The organism is Desulfoluna butyratoxydans (assembly GCF_900699765.1).
Lineage (GTDB): Bacteria > Desulfobacterota > Desulfobacteria > Desulfobacterales > Desulfolunaceae > Desulfoluna > Desulfoluna butyratoxydans.
In genome coordinates this window covers 358,997-377,525 of sequence record NZ_CAADHO010000006.1, presented here as the reverse complement: position 1 = coordinate 377,525, position 18,529 = coordinate 358,997, and the positions used below count along the sequence as shown (strand labels likewise).

The 18,529-nt window shown below is 60.6% G+C and carries 18 protein-coding genes; 6 read left to right on the top strand and 12 right to left on the bottom strand.

Annotation, left to right across the window (positions count from 1 at the left end):
* Positions 1-66: 66 nt before the first annotated feature.
* Positions 67-966: a LysR family transcriptional regulator gene (locus tag MSL71_RS17635; protein ID WP_180142866.1), complete on the bottom strand. Its 900-nt coding sequence runs from the start codon at positions 964-966 to the stop codon at positions 67-69.
* Positions 967-1,188: 222 nt separating this feature from the next.
* Between MSL71_RS17635 and MSL71_RS17630 the strand changes: the two genes are divergently transcribed.
* Positions 1,189-1,668, top strand: coding sequence for a PACE efflux transporter (locus tag MSL71_RS17630; protein WP_180142864.1), 480 nt, complete (start codon positions 1,189-1,191; stop codon positions 1,666-1,668).
* A gap of 33 nt (positions 1,669-1,701) precedes the next feature.
* Here the strand turns inward: MSL71_RS17630 and MSL71_RS17625 are convergent, their stop codons facing one another.
* From MSL71_RS17625 to MSL71_RS17605, 5 genes are all read right to left on the bottom strand, one after another.
* Positions 1,702-2,010, bottom strand: coding sequence for a hypothetical protein (locus MSL71_RS17625; RefSeq protein WP_180142862.1), 309 nt, complete (start codon positions 2,008-2,010; stop codon positions 1,702-1,704).
* Between the two features lie 395 nt (positions 2,011-2,405).
* Complete coding sequence (locus MSL71_RS17620; protein ID WP_180142860.1) at positions 2,406-3,044, bottom strand: TetR/AcrR family transcriptional regulator; 639 nt, start codon at positions 3,042-3,044, stop codon at positions 2,406-2,408.
* Positions 3,045-3,385: 341 nt separating this feature from the next.
* Positions 3,386-3,700: a hypothetical protein gene (locus MSL71_RS17615; RefSeq protein ID WP_180142858.1), complete on the bottom strand. Its 315-nt coding sequence runs from the start codon at positions 3,698-3,700 to the stop codon at positions 3,386-3,388.
* A 468-nt stretch (positions 3,701-4,168) separates the two neighbouring features.
* Entirely contained in the window at positions 4,169-4,612 is a 444-nt protein-coding gene (locus MSL71_RS17610; protein ID WP_180142856.1) for a YqaA family protein, read from the bottom strand.
* 153 nt (positions 4,613-4,765) lie between these two features.
* Positions 4,766-5,323, bottom strand: coding sequence for an outer membrane beta-barrel protein (locus tag MSL71_RS17605; protein ID WP_180142854.1), 558 nt, complete (start codon positions 5,321-5,323; stop codon positions 4,766-4,768).
* A 640-nt stretch (positions 5,324-5,963) separates the two neighbouring features.
* Between MSL71_RS17605 and MSL71_RS17600 the strand changes: the two genes are divergently transcribed.
* The 5 genes from MSL71_RS17600 to fdhF all read left to right on the top strand — a co-directional run bounded on the left by MSL71_RS17600 (position 5,964) and on the right by fdhF (position 12,243).
* Positions 5,964-6,344, top strand: a complete 381-nt coding sequence (locus MSL71_RS17600; protein ID WP_180142852.1) for a hypothetical protein — start codon at positions 5,964-5,966, stop codon at positions 6,342-6,344.
* Positions 6,341-7,681 (top strand): ferredoxin reductase family protein, encoded by a 1,341-nt coding sequence (locus tag MSL71_RS17595; RefSeq protein WP_180142850.1) that lies wholly within the window; start codon positions 6,341-6,343, stop codon positions 7,679-7,681. Before MSL71_RS17600 ends, MSL71_RS17595 begins: the two co-directional genes overlap by 4 nt.
* Before the next feature lie 38 nt (positions 7,682-7,719).
* Positions 7,720-8,304, top strand: a complete 585-nt coding sequence (locus MSL71_RS17590; protein ID WP_180142848.1) for a YceI family protein — start codon at positions 7,720-7,722, stop codon at positions 8,302-8,304.
* A gap of 69 nt (positions 8,305-8,373) precedes the next feature.
* Positions 8,374-9,171 (top strand): thioesterase family protein, encoded by a 798-nt coding sequence (locus tag MSL71_RS17585; RefSeq protein ID WP_180142846.1) that lies wholly within the window; start codon positions 8,374-8,376, stop codon positions 9,169-9,171.
* A 246-nt stretch (positions 9,172-9,417) separates the two neighbouring features.
* Positions 9,418-12,243, top strand: coding sequence for a formate dehydrogenase subunit alpha (gene fdhF, locus MSL71_RS17580; RefSeq protein ID WP_180142844.1), 2,826 nt, complete (start codon positions 9,418-9,420; stop codon positions 12,241-12,243).
* 330 nt (positions 12,244-12,573) lie between these two features.
* Here the strand turns inward: fdhF and nqrF are convergent, their stop codons facing one another.
* The 6 genes from nqrF to MSL71_RS17550 are packed head-to-tail and all read right to left on the bottom strand — an operon-like array spanning position 12,574 to position 18,259.
* Positions 12,574-13,794: an NADH:ubiquinone reductase (Na(+)-transporting) subunit F gene (gene nqrF / locus MSL71_RS17575; RefSeq protein WP_218951069.1), complete on the bottom strand. Its 1,221-nt coding sequence runs from the start codon at positions 13,792-13,794 to the stop codon at positions 12,574-12,576.
* A 16-nt stretch (positions 13,795-13,810) separates the two neighbouring features.
* The gene (gene nqrE, locus MSL71_RS17570; RefSeq protein ID WP_180142842.1) at positions 13,811-14,419 is read right to left on the bottom strand and encodes an NADH:ubiquinone reductase (Na(+)-transporting) subunit E; all 609 of its coding nucleotides are present in this window, start codon (positions 14,417-14,419) and stop codon (positions 13,811-13,813) included.
* A 3-nt stretch (positions 14,420-14,422) separates the two neighbouring features.
* Positions 14,423-15,046, bottom strand: coding sequence for an NADH:ubiquinone reductase (Na(+)-transporting) subunit D (locus tag MSL71_RS17565; protein ID WP_180142840.1), 624 nt, complete (start codon positions 15,044-15,046; stop codon positions 14,423-14,425).
* Positions 15,047-15,048: 2 nt separating this feature from the next.
* A complete protein-coding gene (locus MSL71_RS17560) occupies positions 15,049-15,765 on the bottom strand; it encodes an FMN-binding protein (RefSeq protein WP_180142837.1) in 717 nt (238 codons plus the stop codon).
* Entirely contained in the window at positions 15,758-16,921 is a 1,164-nt protein-coding gene (locus MSL71_RS17555; RefSeq protein ID WP_180142835.1) for an NADH:ubiquinone reductase (Na(+)-transporting) subunit B, read from the bottom strand. Before MSL71_RS17555 ends, MSL71_RS17560 begins: the two co-directional genes overlap by 8 nt.
* A complete protein-coding gene (locus MSL71_RS17550; RefSeq protein ID WP_180142833.1) occupies positions 16,922-18,259 on the bottom strand; it encodes a 4Fe-4S dicluster domain-containing protein in 1,338 nt (445 codons plus the stop codon). It lies immediately after the preceding gene.
* Between the last annotated feature and the right edge of the window lie 270 nt (positions 18,260-18,529).

Genomic DNA, 18,529 nt, shown 5'->3' with positions numbered 1-18,529 from the left:
TATACCACAGGCAAGATCCCCTGTGCAAAGCCGGGAGCAAGGAATCGTGGAAAAAGCCCGCCCCTGTCAGGCCCGGGGGAAAGAGCGTGTGAGGAGCTCTGAAAGGGAATCGGCCAGCCACTCCGCCGCAGGGGTCAGGGGCCGCCCCTTTTCCCGGATAAAGTAGATATCGCTTTGAAAGCTCCCCCCGGCAAAGACCACGGGGAGCTCCACCAGGCGCCCTGCCCGGACATCCTCGGCCACCTGGTGCCGCGCAAGGGCGGCCCAGCCCTGTCCCTTGAGAACAAGTTCCCTGATCACATGGCTGCTCTCGCACTGCCAGATCCGCCGCCCGAACCGAAAGGCTTCGGGCTCACGCTCCCCTTTCCGGCTCACCGTCACCAGTTGCCTGTGGGGGGCCATGTCCCGGGGAGTCACCTTTTCCAGCCGGGCCAGGGGGTGGTGGGATGCCGCCATCACCGCAAAATCCATGTGCCCCAGAAGGCGCCAGTCACAGGCATCACCGGGAGCCGTAAGGGGAAGCTCAATGCCTGCGTCTACCCGTCCCGAGGCCACCATCTCGCCCACATCCCCCATCACCCCGGTGAGCAGTTCCACCTCGGTGTCTGGAAAAACATCGGAAAACCCTTCCAAAAGGTCGGACAGGATCGATGAGGGCAAAAGCTCGTCCACGGCCAGGCGAATCATGGGTTCGGCCCCACCGGCCAGGCGGTCGGCATGCTCTGAAAAAGCCCGGCAGCGCTCACGGATCTCCCGGGCCTCCCGCAGGAGAGACTCCCCTTCAGGGGTCAGGGCCGGGTACTTGCCCGAACGATCGAAAAGCAACACCCCCAGGTCGATCTCCAAATTGGCGATGGCCGTGCTCACGCGGCTCTGGGCCTTGCCAAGCCGACGTGCCGCCGCTGAAAACGACCCGGTCTCCACCGCGGCGATGAACGCGTCTATATACTCCAGGCTGAATCCCATAATGTCTCCCCTTAAACACGTATTTCCCGTGGACTGAGCGCCAGTGCGATTTCGTAACCCCTGCCATGGGCCGCCTGTTGCCATCAATCCATCCGAATATCGGATAGTATCAAACTTTCATCCAACCGAAAATGCGATTATATAATACCCAAAACGACTACCCAGGCACCGCACACCGGCGGTGCCGCCAATCCATACGGCAATAAAACCAAAGGAAGAACCATGAACACCACCATGCGAAGCACAAAGGACAGGCTACGGCACGCTCTCCTTTTTGAAACCACTCTGCTCATGATCTGCGTCCCCCTTCTCTCCTGGGTGATGCACTCCCCCATGGAAAAAATGGGCGCCTTGAGCATCACCCTGAGCCTCATGGCCATGGCCTGGAACTACCTCTACAACATCCTCTTCGACCATGCGCTGCTTCGGGCGGGCAAGCCCCTGTACCCCCGTGGGCTGGGACTGCGAGCGGCCCACGCCCTGCTCTTCGAGGCCGGGCTGATGTGCGCCACCATCCCGCTGGTGATGTGGTGGCTCCACCTCTCCTTTTTCAAGGCCCTGATGCTGGACCTGGCTTTTCTGGTGATGGTGCCCGTCTACACGATTCTTTACAACGGGCTCTACGATCGGATCTTTCCGGTGGGTGGGCTTTCCGGCAAAGGCGGAAAGATGGCGGGAAAACCGGCAGGGGTTGGGGGATAAAAGGGTTTGGAAGGGGGCCGACGGCCGGAGGGGTTATTTCCAGAACTCCCACCACCGCTTTTCAGGGTAGAAGGTCCGTTCCATGTCGATGCGCGAGTCATCATAGGTCACGTCCAGCTCCCAGAGGGTATGCATGGCAACCTTCTGGGGGTTCTCGGGCGTATTCAGGGTCTTGGCCCGGAGCTCACCGTCGTGCCAGATTCGTGAGATGGCCTGGAGCTCGGCCTGCCTGGGGCTGTCCGCTTTGATGATCATGTTCTGGAAAAAGCCCTGCCGCACGGTTTTTCCATCCACCGCCATCAGATAATTGCTGCCGTTCATCAGTAAACGGTATTTTTTCATCGTCACTCGTCAATTGTATCGGGTTACGGAGCGTGGGGAAGGATCACCAATCAACGTTCCCAAGAAAAGCACAGATCGCCGCCATAACGAGGCGGATGATTTACCGCTGAAATGGTCCTTCTGCAAAATGGCGATCCATTGCTCATGTGCCCGGTCGTGCCCGGTCCCCCCCACCAAGGGAAATGGGTACATAGCACAAGATGACTTTTCAGAGAAGAAAAAAGGCAGTATCCCCAACCGTTACCATATCCGAAGGCCACCGTCTGCCAAACATCTTCACGTTCCTCTCAGAGGCAGGCCGTGTTCCCTTCTCCCTTTATAAGAACGAGAAAAAAGGCCCGGGGACACCGGGCCTTTGATATCTCTTTGATCCATGGTTCGACAGGCTCCCTGTGTCATCCGGACGACTCCCGGGTCAACTCCACCCCGGGGGCAAGGAAGGGGACCAGCACCCCCATCACCGCATACTCCAGTGTGGTGAGGGCCCAGGCCCTGGTGTGGGTCTCCGGTGCCAGAAACCACCGCTGCCCCACCCCCTGGTAGATGGCGGCAATGGAACGGGCCACCGGTTCGGGGTCCATCCCCACAAAGAGCCCCCGGGCCATGCCCTCCTTCAGGGTCCCGGTCAGGAGCGCCACGCAGCGTTCCGCCCAGCGGGCGAACAGGGGACGGTACTCGGGGTGGTGCATGGCCTGGTACATGAAGTCGGCCACAAGGGGATAGCCTGTTTCCACCTCCTCCCGCTCCCGGTCAAACAGCAGGTGGATACGGGCAAGGCGGGAAAAAACCGAGGGTTCCTGCTCAAGCTCCCGTTGTACGGCCCCGAAGACAGCATCAAAGTAGGCGTTAAACGCCGCTTTGATAAGGGACTCTTTGGAGGAGAAGTAGTAGGCGATGCCTCCTTTTGAGAGGCCGGAACGGTGGGCGATATCGTCCATGCGAACATTGGTGCTCCCTTTATCGGCAATGGTTCGCACGGCGGCATCGAGGATCTGAGACTTACGAATCGCTTCCAGCTCGGACAGGTGGGCCATGGGTCTCCTTTTGGGCGCATGAATACACGGCATCGTCGTATCTGTGGAAGCAGGGAGGCCCCTGCGTTACGGCTGAGGAGATCGCAGAACGGGTATCCGACCATCAGGTTGACAAAACGGCTGATCGAATTTCTCTGACGTTAACATCGTTCACGCCCGTATGTCAACCCAGGGACTTTCAACGTCATGGCCCTGGGAACAAAAAAAACCGACCCGTTTCACGGATCGGTTTTTTCCCACGGGCCCTCATCGGCGCAACGCCCTTACAAGGCGGCACATCCGGGCCCTTCCAAAGAGAGTTCGGGTGGTCCCCTGTTCTCCGGGAACCTCATCCCTTTTTTCTACCCGCCGAAGTTTCCGCCCCCGATGATGCCGTCGCTGTCATCCGGGTTGTAATCAAAACCGGTGAGCACACCGCCGGGCTCCATGACGCTCTCTGCGTTTTCTGGCCCCCAGAAGGCGGGGCATTGGGTTTTCAGCTGAGTGATGCGTTCGTCCATCTCAGCCTCAAGCATCCTCAGGTCCTCCACAAACGCCTGCATGGGAAGTTTGTCCGCCGAGGACATCTTGGAAATAATTTCGTTTTCCTTGTGGATGGCATCCCGCCATCGCTGGAGTTCCAGACTCAGGTTGGCACAGTATTGCTTGGTATCCATAGCCCCTCCTTGTTTTTGTCTCCATGGGCTTCACCGTCACGCTGGAAGAGAGCCTCCCGACGCGACGTGGGCAAAACACCCAACGGCCTGGTGACCGTCAAAAAAGACGCGCGTTTTTTTATCGCATGCGTCCGTCCTGGCGATGTGCCGGTGCAACGGAAGGAAAAAAGAGGTGATGCATCATGAAAATGAGGCCGTGGCGAAGTCGAGACAGGATGGCATGGAACCATGGAAGGTGTCTTCAAAACGCGAATCGTCCCCGCGGACGTAGCCCTTGGTATGGGGCCTCGCGGTTCCGCAGGCAAATGCGTTCGGGAAAAGAGGAACGAAGCGGTGAGCATGGCTGCCCTGCCGGTCACATCTGTCCTATTTTTAATCAGGGACGGGGGCAAGTCAACAGGAAAAGACAGCAACATCCAGCATTTATACTAAATTTAGTTTACCAACTCTGACAAAGATGACGAAGCGTTACACCACAGCTCGCACCATGGCCACAATAAAGGCATACCGACCCAGTTTCCCGATAAAGACAAGCAAAGCAAACCGGAAGAAAGGCACCCGGAAAAGGCCACCCACAAGGCAAAGGGGATCCCCCACAACGGGCACCCAGGATAACAGCAGGGACCAGCTTCCCCACCGCCTGTACAGGGCCCGTGCCCGGCTCTGGGCGGCGGGATCAATGCGCAGCACCCTCTCCATGAGAAAGGGCCCTCCCCAGACCCCGATACCCCAGGTGGTGAGGGCCCCCAGCACATTGCCCGCAGTGGCCGACGCCAGGAGCATTCCGGGGTGCCCCCCTTCCGCCAGCAGGGCCACAAGCAGCCACTCAGACCCCAGGGGGACCACGGTGGCCGCAAGAAAACTCACCGCAAAAAGTGACAGGACACCGTGTTCGACAAAAAATTCCAGCATGTGGGATGGAGACCTTTCCCTGGTGTGGTGGAGCGCACGGGAGCGCCGGTTTCACGCCGTGGAACCGGCGCAGGAGACACTTGGGGGCCAAGGATACATCACCCGGTCCCACAACGCAAAAGGCTTTCCTGGGGCCCGTGCAGAGGCCCATCCTCACTCAAGCAGCCGCACCCCGAAAACCAGGGAAACAGAGACATCGAGGATATCGATCTCACTGGTGCGGCCGATTCCCGTGGTGTAGCCGGTGCTGAAACGAAGGGCAAGATGGGGGGTCAGGGCCTGGTCCACGCCGATCCCCAGCCTCGCGGCCCCGCCTGACCGGCTGGACGTGGTCGCCTTGCCCTTGGGGTCCAGGTCCATCATCCCCCCGGCAAGGTCCACGAACCCCCGGGTCTTGCTTTCAGGATTGAACAGCCAGCGGGTCTGAAGCATCAGGGTGGAGATCTCCACCTCTCCGTCGGTGATGTCATTGTCGGCTTCAAAGTTGCCCGTCTTCATAAATATGGCGCCGATCTCCACATGATCCGTCACGCCGGCGGCATAGGCAATCTGCCAGCCCACCGAGGTATCGCCCTCGGACACGTCATAGGGGGCCAGAACCCCGCCGGACAATTCGATGGACCCCACGTCACCGTAAGCCGTGCACACAGATGCACACAGCCCCAGGAGACAGATCCAGGGGATCCAACGGGAAAAAAGGATGCGCTTCATGGCGTCCTCCGAAACAAAACCCGGCTGCCGAATCACTGGGAGCACACACAAAAAACCTCAAGGCAACACGCGGAAGGCACGGGCACCGTCAATGACTGCGGCACCGTCGACCGAATTCATGAAATCAATGATGATGGGGATACCCGGAGCCTGTGATGTCCACAGCAATCCGGGGTGGAAGGCAAGCAGGACAAAGCGGAGGGAACCAACGGAACGAAACGAAGGCAAAAGATATAAGCGGGTAACGATGGGCGACTAACGATGAAAAATCCTGTAAGCCTGACGATGGTTCATTTTCTCCCAAATCGCGCGCCCTGTCAACAATAACACACTGTCTTTCCATGACATAAAGACCGTTTCAACAAAGCAGACGGCACCCGTTCTTCCCGACGATGCGAAACGCTCCCATGCGGGGAAAAGCACGCGGTCCCCGAGCCATGCCACAGCCTTTACACCCCGACCATAACCTGTTAAAAATAAGCGTATTACAAAAATCGCCGCTTATTTCGCCGGAACCGAAACGGTGCTGAAACGGCGACCGAGGCGGCCCGCCCGTCAACGCCCCATAATGCTCCGGCAATGGTGCCCAGCAAACTCGCCGGTGCCAACCTCAGACAATCCAACAGACCCGGGTCTTGCCATGCTGCAAAAACCTGCCCACATGCTTGTCTGTTCCCACATGCTGCTCAGCATCGGGGGCCTTTGCCTCCACGCCGGCCTGCACCCGCCCGTCAAGAGCCTCTTCTTCTGGTGGGCCGCCCCTGTCAGCGTGTTCAGCCTCCTGCTGCTGCCCCCCCTCTTCCTGAGGTCCGCCACCGTGGGCGTGGCCGTCCTGATGAACGCCTTTGCCGTCACCGCTGGGGTCGTGGGCATGGTGTACTTCTCCCTTCTCAACCCACCGGTGCCCCTGACGCCGACAACCCTGCTGTCGCACTCCACCCTGGCTCCCGTCTGTATCCTCCTGGGAAAACTCCCCCTGGCCCAGGCCATCTTCCTGGTCATGAAACAGGAGGCACCATGACCATCCGCACGGCTCCCATCCAAGACCGGGGCGCCCGGTACGGCCTTATCATCGGGTGCCTGGTCGTGCTGTTTCTCCTCTTGTGCGGTGCCCTTGCCATCCCTTTTCTCTTTGAATCCTTTTCCATCAAGTACAAGTTCGGCCTGGCCAAAGCCCTTCTGCGGACAGGAAAACTGGCGGGCATGGCAGCAGCCCTCCTGTTGATGGTGCAACTGATCCTGGCCTCCCGCCTCACCTGGCTCAATCGCCTGGTGGGCATGGACCGCCTCCTGACCCTGCACAAGGCCAACGGCATGCTCATCGCCCTTCTGGCACTTGCCCACCCCCTCCTTGTCTTCGGCCCCGAAGAGGTGACCTCCCTGCCCCTGAAGGCAGCCTACTGGCCGGAAATCGTAGGGGCCGGTCTGCTCATGGGCCTTTTTTACCAGGCCGCATCCGCCCTGTTTAAAAAGGCCCTGGGATTTCCCTTCCACCTCTGGATGCGAGCCCACCAGCTGGGCGGGGGCCTTGTGCTGATCCTCCTCTTCGTGCATCTCCTCTTCTCCAGCGAAACCTTTGAGGTGGGGCTTCCCCGGGCCCTTGGCCTGCTCTTCGGCGCCCTCTGCTCAGGGGTGGTCATCCATCGCCACCTCCCTGTCCTGCGCCACCTCTCCCCCTGGCGGGTCGAGAAGGTCGCCCCTGCCGGCAAGCGCGCCACCCGCATCCACCTGCAGCCCGAAGGGAAACGCCCTTTCCGTTACCTTCCCGGGCAATTTGCCTTTCTCTCCTTTCCCTCTTCCGTGGTGTCTCCCGAAGAGCATCCCTTTACCATCGCCTCGTCCCCCACCCAGCCCAACGCCCTGGAGTTCATCATCGGAAAGAGCGGAGACTGGACCCGGGCCATGGATTGCGTCAGGGAAGGGGAGCCCGTCTTCATCGACGGGCCCTACGGCAGCTTCTCCCACCTGGTGCGGGCAGACGACGCCCCCCTGGTCCTCATTGCCGGGGGCATCGGCATCACCCCCATGCTCAGCATGATCCGGTACATGAACGACACCCGGGACAACCGACCCGTCATCCTCATCTGGAGCAACCGCACCCCGGACTCCCTGTTCAACGCCGAAGAGCTGGTGCGGATCAAACGCAACCACCCCGAGCTTTCCGTACACCTTCTCTTTACAGGGGCACCGGAAAAGGAGCGACTCACCCCAGAGACCCTGCACGCCTTTATGGGTCACCTCCAAGCGCCCCAGGTGTTTGTCTGCGGACCGCCCCCCATGATGACCGCCGTTGAGGCCATGCTCAGGGAAATCGGCGTCCCGGCGCAACGCATCCATACCGAAACCTTTGGTTTTTGATACATGTCACTTGTCTATATAAAAAGGAGACCATCGCCATGAAAACCAGGCACCTTGTCATCCCCATACTGTTTCTCTGCCTCACCGCAACCGCCCAGGCCAAACCCAGTGACTGGAAGCTGGACACCGCCCACTCGGGAATCTATTTCGACTCCCGGCACATCTTCTCCACGGTGCGCGGCCATTTTGAAGACTTCTCGGCCACGCTCACCATCGACCCCGAGGCCATGGAAAACTCCCAGTGCCTTGTCACCGTCAAAGCCAAGAGCATCACCACCTTCAACCGCAAACGGGATACCCACCTGCGGTCCGATGAACTGCTGGCCGCAGGAAAGCACCCCACCCTCACCTTTCAGAGTACCCGGGTCATCCCCAAAGGGGAGAGCCAGTACCTCATTGAGGGGGACCTCACCATCCGGGGTATCACCAAAAAAGTATCAGCGCCCATGACCTTCCACGGCATCGCACCCAACCCCTTCAAGCCATCCCAGCAGGTGGCGGGTTTCACCACCGAATTCACCATCAACCGCCTCGACTTCAAGGTGGGTGACGGCACCTTCTACAAAATGGGCGTCATGGACAAGGAGGTGACCATCATCATCTCCATTGAAGCCCTGAAATAACGGGCTGCACAGGGCCCGCTGCTCCGACACCGATGCTCGCCACCACAGACACCTCACCTGGGAGACCCCATGGATATCCACGCCCTCTTCAACGCCTTTGCAGCCGACGACACCGGCGTCCACCTCACCATCCCCGCCACCTGGCTCCAGGGCCGAACCGCCTTCGGCGGCCTCGTGGCTGCGGCGGGGCTTGCCGCCATGCGCCGCCAGGTGTCCGGGGACCTTCCCTTGCGCAACCTCCTCACCGCCTTTGTGGGTCCCACGGGCACCGACGGCATCCGGGCCGAGGCCTCCCTTCTCAGGCAGGGCAACTCCGTCACCCATGTCCAGGCCCGGGTGCTTACCTCAGGCAACGAGCTGTGTGCCACCCTCCACGGGTGCTTCGGCACAAGCCGCCCCTCACGTATCCGCCACTCCGGCCCTCCGGCTCCTGACTGGCCGGCCCCGGAGGCCCTCACGGAACTGCCCTTCATGGAAGGGCTCACCCCCAGCTTCACCCGCTACTTCCGCTACCACTGGGCCGAGGGGCCCTACCCCTTTGAGGGGCGCACCGAAGGGTCCTACGGTGGCTGGATCAGCTGCCGGGGCGACACACACAAAACCCGTGAAGCCCACCTCCTCGCCTTCATGGACGCCTGGCCCTCTCCCTCCCTGTCCATGCTCGACACCGTGGCCCCGGCCAGCACCCTTACCTGGCACCTGGAGATGTGCGATGCTCCTTGCGATTTCGCCACTACTGACAGCTGGCGATTTAAGACCCGCGTGGACACAGCGGAACACGGCTACGTGGGCGAGGAGGCAAGGCTCTGGGCCCCCGACGGAAAACTGGCGGGAATCTCAAGGCAGGTGGTCACGGTGTTTGGTTGATCCCCGACCCGTGAATCAACCTGAAATTTGGGACTTATCCCGGATATTTATATTGACAATTGGTGATAATCCGATTAACCGTTATGACAATTACGGCACCATGGACCCGGCCTTGTCCCGGCGCTCCATGCATCGCGCCACACACGAGCGTTTTGAAAAGAGACATCCGTCCCAGAAGAACCCTATTCTCCGAATCTGCAGCGGGCGCCCCGCAGCCGAGCGGATCATCCAGCGGAGGTTCATCCCATGTCTGACGGCACCATTGTGATCAACGGCAACAGCCACCCCTTCAAACCCGGCCAGACCATTCTTGAGGCGGCGGAAGATGCGGGAATTCCCATTCCCACCCTCTGCCACTTAAAGGGCACCACACCCACCGGCGCCTGCCGCCTCTGCGTGGTGGAGGTCAAGGGAGCCAGAAACCTTCTGGCATCCTGCTCCACTCCGGCGGAAGACGGAATGGAGATCCAGACCGAGTCCCCCACGGTCGTCCGGTCACGAAAAATGACCCTTGAACTCCTCCTCACGTCGGGAAACCATGACTGCTTAAGCGACGGCACCGACAAAGACGCCAAGGCCCTCTTCGACGCCAGGGCCGAGGCAGACGGACACTCCGAGCACCTCTGCCCCTCCTGGGGGGATTGCAAACTCCAGGAATACGCCCTTCAGTACGGGGCCACGGGCACCGCGTATCCGAAAACCCCGCCCACCTACCCGCCCGAACTCAAAAACCCGCTGATCATCCGCGATTTCTCCAGGTGTATTCTCTGCGGACGCTGCGTCCAGGCCTGCAACGAGGTCCAGGTCAACGAAGCCATCAGCTACGGGTACAGGGGCGCTGAGAGCAAAATCGTGGCCCTCGGGGACCTGCCCCTGTCCGAATCGGCCTGTGTCTTCTGCGGTGAATGCGTCCAGGCCTGCCCCACCGGGGCCCTGGTGGAAAAGAAATCCAAGGGCGTCTGGAGGCCGTGGGATGTGACCACCGTCCGCACCACCTGTCCCTACTGCGGGGTGGGCTGTCAGCAGACCCTCCACGTCAAGGACGGAAAAATCGTCAAGGTCACCGGAGACGAGGAGGCCCTGCCCAACAAGGGCCGCCTCTGCGTGAAAGGGCGGTTCGGCTACGATTTCATCTACTCAGACGAACGGCTCACGACCCCCCTTATCCGGAAAAACGGGGAACTCCAGGAAGCCTCCTGGGACGAAGCCCTGGACCTGGTCACCGACAAGCTCAAAACCATCATCGACGAAAGCGGCCCCGACGCCGTGGCAGGGGTCAGCTGCGCACGCAGCATCAACGAAGACTCCTACCAGATGCAAAAGCTCTTTCGGTCGGTGTTCAAGACAAACAACATAGACCATTGCGCCCGCACCTGACATGCCCCCACCGTCGCCGGTCTGGCGACAAGTTTTGGTTCCGGTGCCATGACCAACTCCTTCGGGGAGTTTGATCGCGCTAAAATGTTCTTTGTCATCGGCTCCAACATGACGGAGGCCCACCCTGTTGCGTCCACCTTCCTGAAGAACGCCGTGAAAAAGGGCGCGAAACTCATCGTGGCGGACCCGCGCCGCCACAAGCTGGTGGATTACGCGGACCTTCACCTCCAGCTCAAGGTGGGCAGCGACATCGCCCTGATCAACGCCTTGATGCATGTGATCATCGAAGAAGAACTCTTTGACCCCGACTTTGTCACGGAGAACACCGAAGGGTTTACGGCCCTCTCCGCCGAGGTCTCCAAGGCCACCCCCGAGGCCATGGCGCCCATCTGCGGCATTGAGGCCGACACCATAAGGCGGGCCGCCCGCATGCTCGCCTCGGTACGCCCGGCCATGCTCTGCTACACCCTGGGCATCACCGAGCACACCTGCGGAAAGAACAACGTCATGTCCGTGGCCAACCTCCAGATGCTTTTGGGGAACATGGGCGTGGAGTGCGGGGGCGTCAACCCCCTGCGTGGCCAGAACAACGTCCAGGGAGCCTGCGACATGGGCGCCCTTCCCGGTGTCTTCCACGGCTACCAGAAGGTCACCGACCCCGCGGCCCGGGCAAAATTCGAGGAAGCCTGGAACGTCACGGGCCTTCCCGAGACCCCGGGGCTCATGATCCCCCACATGATGGAAGGCCTGGAGGACAAAAAAGTCCGGGCGTTCTGGATCTTCGGGGAGAACCTGGCCAACACCGAGCCCGATATCCGAAAAGTGGAGCATGAGCTCGCCTCGGCCGAGTTCCTCATCTGCCAGGATATCTTCCTCAACGAAACCACAAAGTTCGCCGACGTGGTCCTTCCGGCAGCGGCCTGGAGCGAAAACGACGGCACCTTCACCAACAGCGAGCGCCGGGTCAACCGCGTCCGCACGGCCTCCACCCCACCGGGTGAGGCCCGGCCCAACTGGTGGATCTTCCGGGAAATCGCCAAGCGCTTCGGCCACCAGTGGCCCTCGGCAAGCGCCCGGGAGATCTGGGACAACGAGATCTCGGCCCTGGCCCCCAACTTCAAGGGGATCACCTACGGCCGCATCGAAGGGGACGGGCTCCAGTGGCCCTGCCCGAGCGCAGACCACCCCGGCACCCCCTTCCTCCACAAGGACGGGCGATTCACCCACGGCAAGGGGATCTTCAACCCCACGGCCTGGACCCCGCCCGCCGAGGTAACCGATGAGGACTACCCCTTTGTCCTGAGCACAGGGCGGCGCCTCTACCACTACCACACCCGCACCCAGACCGGCCGATGCGACGGACTCAACGACCTCCTGGGCGAAGAGACCTGCGACATCTCACCGGCAGACGCCAGACGCCTTGGCATCCGGCAGGCAGAGCCCGTCCGGGTCTCCTCCAAACGCGGGGCCGTCACGGTGAAGGCCCGGGTGACCCCGGAGATCCCCGAAGGCATGATCTGGATGGCCTTTCACTTCCGGGAAGGCAACGCCAACTGGCTCACCAACCCGGCCTACGACCCGGAAACCCTCACCGCCGAATACAAAGCCTGTGCGGTGCAGGTGGAAAAAGTCGCCCCTGCGGCTGACGGGTCCGTAGAAACCGCGGAAAGCCTCACGGCCGCCGCCGGATCCTGATCCCTATACGGGGGGGCCACATCCGAACCGTTAAACCTGAAAAACCCTTTGCACGTATCCGTGCAAAGGGTTTTTTGTTTCAACCAGTGCCCCTGGCCTTCTATGGTTAAAGCGGGTTTGATAAGCAAGCCGATGGCCCAAACGATGATCAAGGTCGAGGTTTGTTTGAAAGGCGGATGTGATTTGCCCCGAGGAACGAGAGGCAAAGCGCATTCGCAATCTGCTTTCAAAGTGGCACACCTTGCCGCCGGAGGCATCTTTTTGGTTTTTCTCTGAGCCCTCTTGCCCCTGTAGCGCACCCGAATTTGGCTGGTGAGACAGGCTTGCATTTCACGAAAATTTATCGAAAAGGATCATTTCCTCTTCCACGCCGAGGCTTTCGAGCATGGCAAGGATCGCGTCGATCATAAGGGGAGGCCCGCAGAGATAGTACTCGATCTCGGCGGGGTCGGGGTGGTCTTTCAGGAAGTTTTCATAGACCGAGCTGTGGATGAACCCGCGAAAACCATCCCAGTCGTCTTCGGGAAGGGGGGCGGACAGGGCCACGTGGTAGTCGAAGTTGGGGTGTTCCTCGGTCAGCTGCCTGTACTCTTCGTCGTAGAACATCTCCCGTTTGGAGCGCGCCCCGTACCAGAAGCTCATGGTCCGTTTGCAGTCCAGGGCGTGCAGCTGGTGGAAGATATGGCTGCGCATGGGGGCCATGCCTGCCCCGCCGCCGATGAAGCAGAGCTCCCGCTCCGTCTCTTTGACGAAAAACTCCCCGTAGGGCCCGGAAAGGGTCACCTTGTCTCCGGGCTTTAAGTTAAACAGATAGGTGGTTCCCACCCCCGGGGGGGCGTCCGGAACGTTGGGAGGGGGCGTTGCAATGCGGACATTGAGCATCACGCGTCGGTTGTCCGCCGGGGGATTGGCCATGGAGTAAGCCCTGAAGGCATTTTCCTCGTTTTTGTGGGAGAGGGCCCACAGGTTCTGGGCATCCCAGTCTTCCCGGTACTCTTCTTCGATGTCAAAATCCGTAAACCGGATGTCGTAGGGGGGAATATCGATCTGAATGTAAGAGCCGGCCTGGAACGCCATGGTCTTGTCATCATCCAGCTCAATGATGAGCTCCTTGATGAAGGTGGAAACATTGCCGTTTGAGACCACGGTGCCGTCGTATTTGCAGATGCTGAAGATCTCGTCGGGCACATGGATCTCCAGGTCATCTTTCACCTTGAGCTGGCAGGCCATGCGCACGTTGGACATGCGCTCCTTTCGCGAAACGTGGCTGAGCTCCGTGGGCAGAAGCTCCCCTCCCCCTTTGTCCACCACGCACTTGCACATCCCGCAGGATCCGCTTCCCCCGCAGGCGGACGGCAGCAGCACCCCGCTTCCCAGAAGAGCCGAAAGCAGTGTGGGGGTGCCCTCCACCCGGATGGGGTTGCCGGTGTCGTCGTTGATGACGATGGTCCGCTCTCCCTGAATCGTGACGAGCCGCTCCACGATAATCAATACGATCACCAGAAAAAGAATGATGCCGACAAACACGGCCAAGCTCACCAGGTAAATCAAGGGTGCCTCCTTGGGTTTACGTCCCCATGCCCGAAAAGATCATGAAACTCATGGCCATGAGGCCGCTGACGATCATGGTGATACCGAACCCTTCGAGCCCGTGGGGCACATGGGCATACCGCATCTTGAAGCGGATGGCGGCCATGGTGATGATGGCCACCATCCAGCCGGTGCCGGACCCGAAGCCGAAAACCAGGGACTCCGTGAAGGTGTAATGCCTCTCCACCATGAACAGGGAGGTGCCCAAAATGGCGCAGTTAACGGCAATGAGGGGAAGAAACACACCTAAGTTGGTGTAGAGGGTGGGAGAATAGCGGTCGATGATCATCTCCACCACCTGAACCATGGCGGCGATGGTGGCGATGAAGGTGATGTACTTCAGAAAGTTGAGGTCCACGTCGGGAAGGCCCGCCCAGGCAAGGGCCCCGGGGGCCAGGAGAAAGTGGTAGATCAGCCAGTTGGCAGGGGAGGTGATGGTCAGGACAAACACCACGGCAAGCCCCAGTCCCACGGCCGTACGAAGGGTCTTGGAGACCGCCACAAAGGAACACATCCCCAAAAAGTAGGCCAGAAGGATGTTCCCCACAAACACCGAGTTAAAAAACAGGTCGAACAGGTCACCCATCGTCTAATCCTCCTCCTCCGGCATGCCGCCCTGGATCCAGACCAGGAGCCCGATGACAATAAAGGCCCCCGGTGCCAGGGTCATGAGGCCCATGTTCATGAACCCCGCGTCGTACAGGGCCTGGGGCACCACCTGAACACCGAAGATCTTGCCCGCCCCCAGAAACTCCCGCAAAAAGGCCACCCCCACCAGCACGATGGCGTACCCCATGCCGTTGCCCAGGCCGTCTGCCAGGGCAAGGGGCGGGGGGTTGGCCATGGCAAAGGACTCGGCCCGCCCCATGATGATGCAGTTGGTGATGATCAGCCCCACGAAGATGGAGAGTTGCTTGCTGATGTCGTAGAGAAAGGCTTTCAGGATCTCATCGGCCACCACCACCAGGGAGGCGATGACCGTCAGCTCCACGATCATGCGGATGTTGCGGGGAATGTGGTTGCGCAGGATGGAGATGATCACGTTGGAAGAGGTCAGCACCCCGGTCAGGGCCAGGGCCATGACCAAAGCGGTTTTCATCTGGACCGTCACGGCAAGGGCCGAGCAGATCCCCAGGATCTGGCGGGAAATGGGGTTGTCGTCCCACAGGGCCGCCTTGAATGTACGAAACCATCGAGTTCGGGTAAAGCCCATGATCACTCCAGGGATTTCAGGTTATCCAGGTGTTTTTTTATGAGGTTCTGGCGAAACCTCAGGGAAACCCTCTCATAGGTGGCCAGGTTGGTGGCCAGCCCCTCGCTGAGATACCGCCCCGTGAGGGTGGCCCCGCTGATGCCGTCCACCTCGTTTTCCGGGTCTCCCAGGACCTTGCCCTTGGCGATTTTGATAGCGGCGAATTCACCGGATTTTCCCACGATCTTCTTGCCCACAAAGTTCTTCTGGAACCAGTCGCTTTCGATCTCTCCGCCCAGGCCGGGGGTCTCCTGATGGGAGTAAACGGTAAAGCCCTTGATGGTGCTGCCGTCGGCCTCAATGGCCATGTATCCCTTGATGCGCCCCCAGAGCCCCCGGGAGTCCACGGGCAGGATGTAGGAGATGATCTCTCCGTCGTCCAGGGTCAGGTAAAGGGGCAGCCTCTGCTCGTCACCCTCGGCGGGAGCCGAATGCAGTTTTCCGTCGGAGCCGGCCCACACCTGGAAGATGTGAGCCTTGAAAAGCGCCTCGATATCGGCGGGGGACGCCGACGACGGGTCATAGGCGATGGAGGCCGCCTTGAGGATATTCTTCTGGCGGTCGATGCGCATGTTGTTCTGTTGCCGTGCCTTGAGGCCGGTGGAGGCCGCCGTGATGCATAGGCAGCAGACAAGGGCCACAATCACGGCGAACCCGACGGCCTGTTTTGTATCAGACATTGGGCACCCGCTTTCCTGTCCGGAGTTTGATCTCAATGATCTCCAGCATGGGAGAAAAGAGGTTCATAAACAGGATGGCCAGCATCACCCCTTCGGCGTAGGCCAGGTTGTAGGCCCTGACAATGACCGTCAGCACCCCGATGAGAAATCCGTAGACCCAGCGGGCCCCGTCCGTGCCCGGAGCAGACACAGGGTCGGTGGCCATAAAGGTGATGCCGAAGGCAAAGCCCCCCATGATCAGGTGGTTCACCGGGTTGATCCAGTGCCAGGGGGAGAGTTCCGAGGAGAGGAGCACCACGGCAGCGCCCATGGCGCACACCCCCAACACCCCGCCCACGATGATGCGGAAGCTCGCCACCCCCACCATGCAGAGGAAGACGGCACTCGCCAGGCAGAGCAGGGCCGAGGTCTCCCCCACGCTTCCGGGAATCTGCCCGGAAAACATGGTCCAGAAGGTATACCCGCTGCGAACCAGGGCCTCGGGCACGGCCTCTCCTTTGGCCCCCAGGGCCAGGGAGAGGGGCGTGGCTGCGGTGACGGCGTCCACGGCCTTGGTGGCCACCCACACGTTGTCCCCGCTCATGGAGACCGGATAGGAGAAAAAGAGAAACGCCCGGGCGGTCAAGGCCGGATTCAGGATGTTCCGCCCGGTGCCCCCGAACACCTCTTTTCCCACCACCACGCCAAAGGAGATCCCGGCGGCCACCTGCCAGAGGGGCACGCTGGGGGGCAGGGTCAACGGGAACAGAAGGCCGGTCACAAGAAAGCCTTCGCTGATCTTGTGCCCCCGAACCACGGCAAAAATCCCCTCCCAGGTCAGGCCCACCCCGTAGGAGACCACCAGCATGGGCAAAAAGGCCTCGGCGCCCCGGTAAACGGCATGGCCCCAGGAGGGGTCCGCCCCTTCAGCCAGCAGGGCCATGGCACCGGTGTTGTACATCCCGAAGAGGGTCTGGGGAATCAGGGCCACGATGACCAGGGACATGAACCGCTTCAGGTCCAGGCTGTCCCGCACCGCGGGCATGCGCACCGTGGCCTCCCCGGGGAGGTAAAAAATGGTGCGGATGGCATCGTAGACGGGGTGCAGGGCGTGGAGCTTTGCCCCTTCCTGAAAGTAGGTGCCCAAACGATCCAGGGCGTCTTTGACGTTCTTCATCTATCCGTCTCGCTCCTTCCGGTACTGGGCCTTGGCGGTTTTCAGGGTGTCCAGCAGCTCGATCTTTGACGGACAGACATAGCTGCAGAGCCCGCACTCGATGCAGTCCAGGAGTCCGTGGGCAAGGGCCTCCTCCACCTCCCCAGCCACCATGCATTTCATGGTGTACTGGGGCAGGATCCCCACCGGGCAAACCCGGGCGCACCGACTGCAGTTGATGCAGGGCCGTCCCTCGCCGTGCATGCCGCAATCCAGGTTCAGGGGCTTTTTGTTGAACACGGATAAAAAGGTGCGGGACTGGCTGGGCCGGGCATACCCTGCCCGCAAAAAGCCGAAGAGGTCCTCTTCATCGCCCACGGGCAAGAGGGTCAGCCCCTTGTCAAAGAAATTCATGTAGCCCGTAGCCGGCAGGAAAAGCCCGGCAAAGGGGGTGCCGCCGATGCGGCGCCTGCGCTCCTTCTGGGGATCCAGGGTGGAAACGGGGGCGCCCACCCGGGTCCGGATGTGTTCGCGTACGGTGGCCCCGTTGCCTCCCACGGCCACAACCCGCTTGGGATAGAAACGCCCTTCGGTGACAAACCGGGCCAGGGCCACCAGGTCCTGGCCTTCGATGTACCAGCTGTGATTCTCCGCGGGGTCTTTGCGAATACGGTACAGGTAATGGCCGGGATCACCGGCGGGGTAGCCCCCGCGGATGTGGGCGGTGACGGATTTCAAGATGGATTCCGGGAGCTTGCCGGAGTGGGCCGGGGTGATGACATGCACGGAAGGACAGAACCGTTTGAGGATGGCCAGGCCGTTCTGAAAGGCGGCTTCCTCCCCTTCCAGGGCCAGGGCAGGCAAAGCAAGGTGCCCCCCGGCCCATCCCAGGGTGACGATGATGTGGGCCGGACGACTGGACGGATCGGCATGATCCCGAAAGGGCAGCTCCCGAAGCAGGGGCCAGGCCCCCCCTTTGAGAAGCATGTGACGAAGGGTGTCGGCATCCGTGGACGCGATGCGCTGGGGCGACACAGGCTCGAACCGCTCCCAGCCCTCTTCCGCATCAAGGGTGATCACCACCTCGTCAATACGGCGGCGCGGGCCGTAGGCAATGCGCGACACCACCCCGCCCCCGGGGCTCGGATAGGTAACCGCGGGGTTTCGCTTGTCTTCAAACAGGGGCGCCCCCCCGTTGACGGCATCGCCTTCTTTCACCAGGAGCCGGGGCTTGACATGGGGAATCCACCCCGGCATCAACGCCACGGTGGAGGGGACCGGCGCCTCTGTCACAGACTCGGCCACCTGCCCGGAGATGTTGAGTGAAAAACCGTTGGTAAGGGTGAGGGTTTTCATCATCGGGACACAGCTTTCGGGAATGCGGCGCCTTTCTCCGGGGCATCAAGGGGAAGACGCGTTGGTTATAGGGGCATGGAAGCCATGGAGATATCACGCAATCAGACCGGAAGAGGCCCCTCGCATGCGATGGATTCAAGGGGTGCGACGGGCAATGGGGAAGAGAAAAAAAACGGGAGATTCAGGGGTTGCCCATGGCATGGGACGGTCTCACATTGTCCGACTGACAGAGTACACCAGGCAAAAACAATGTGTCAACCAAAGGAACAAAAA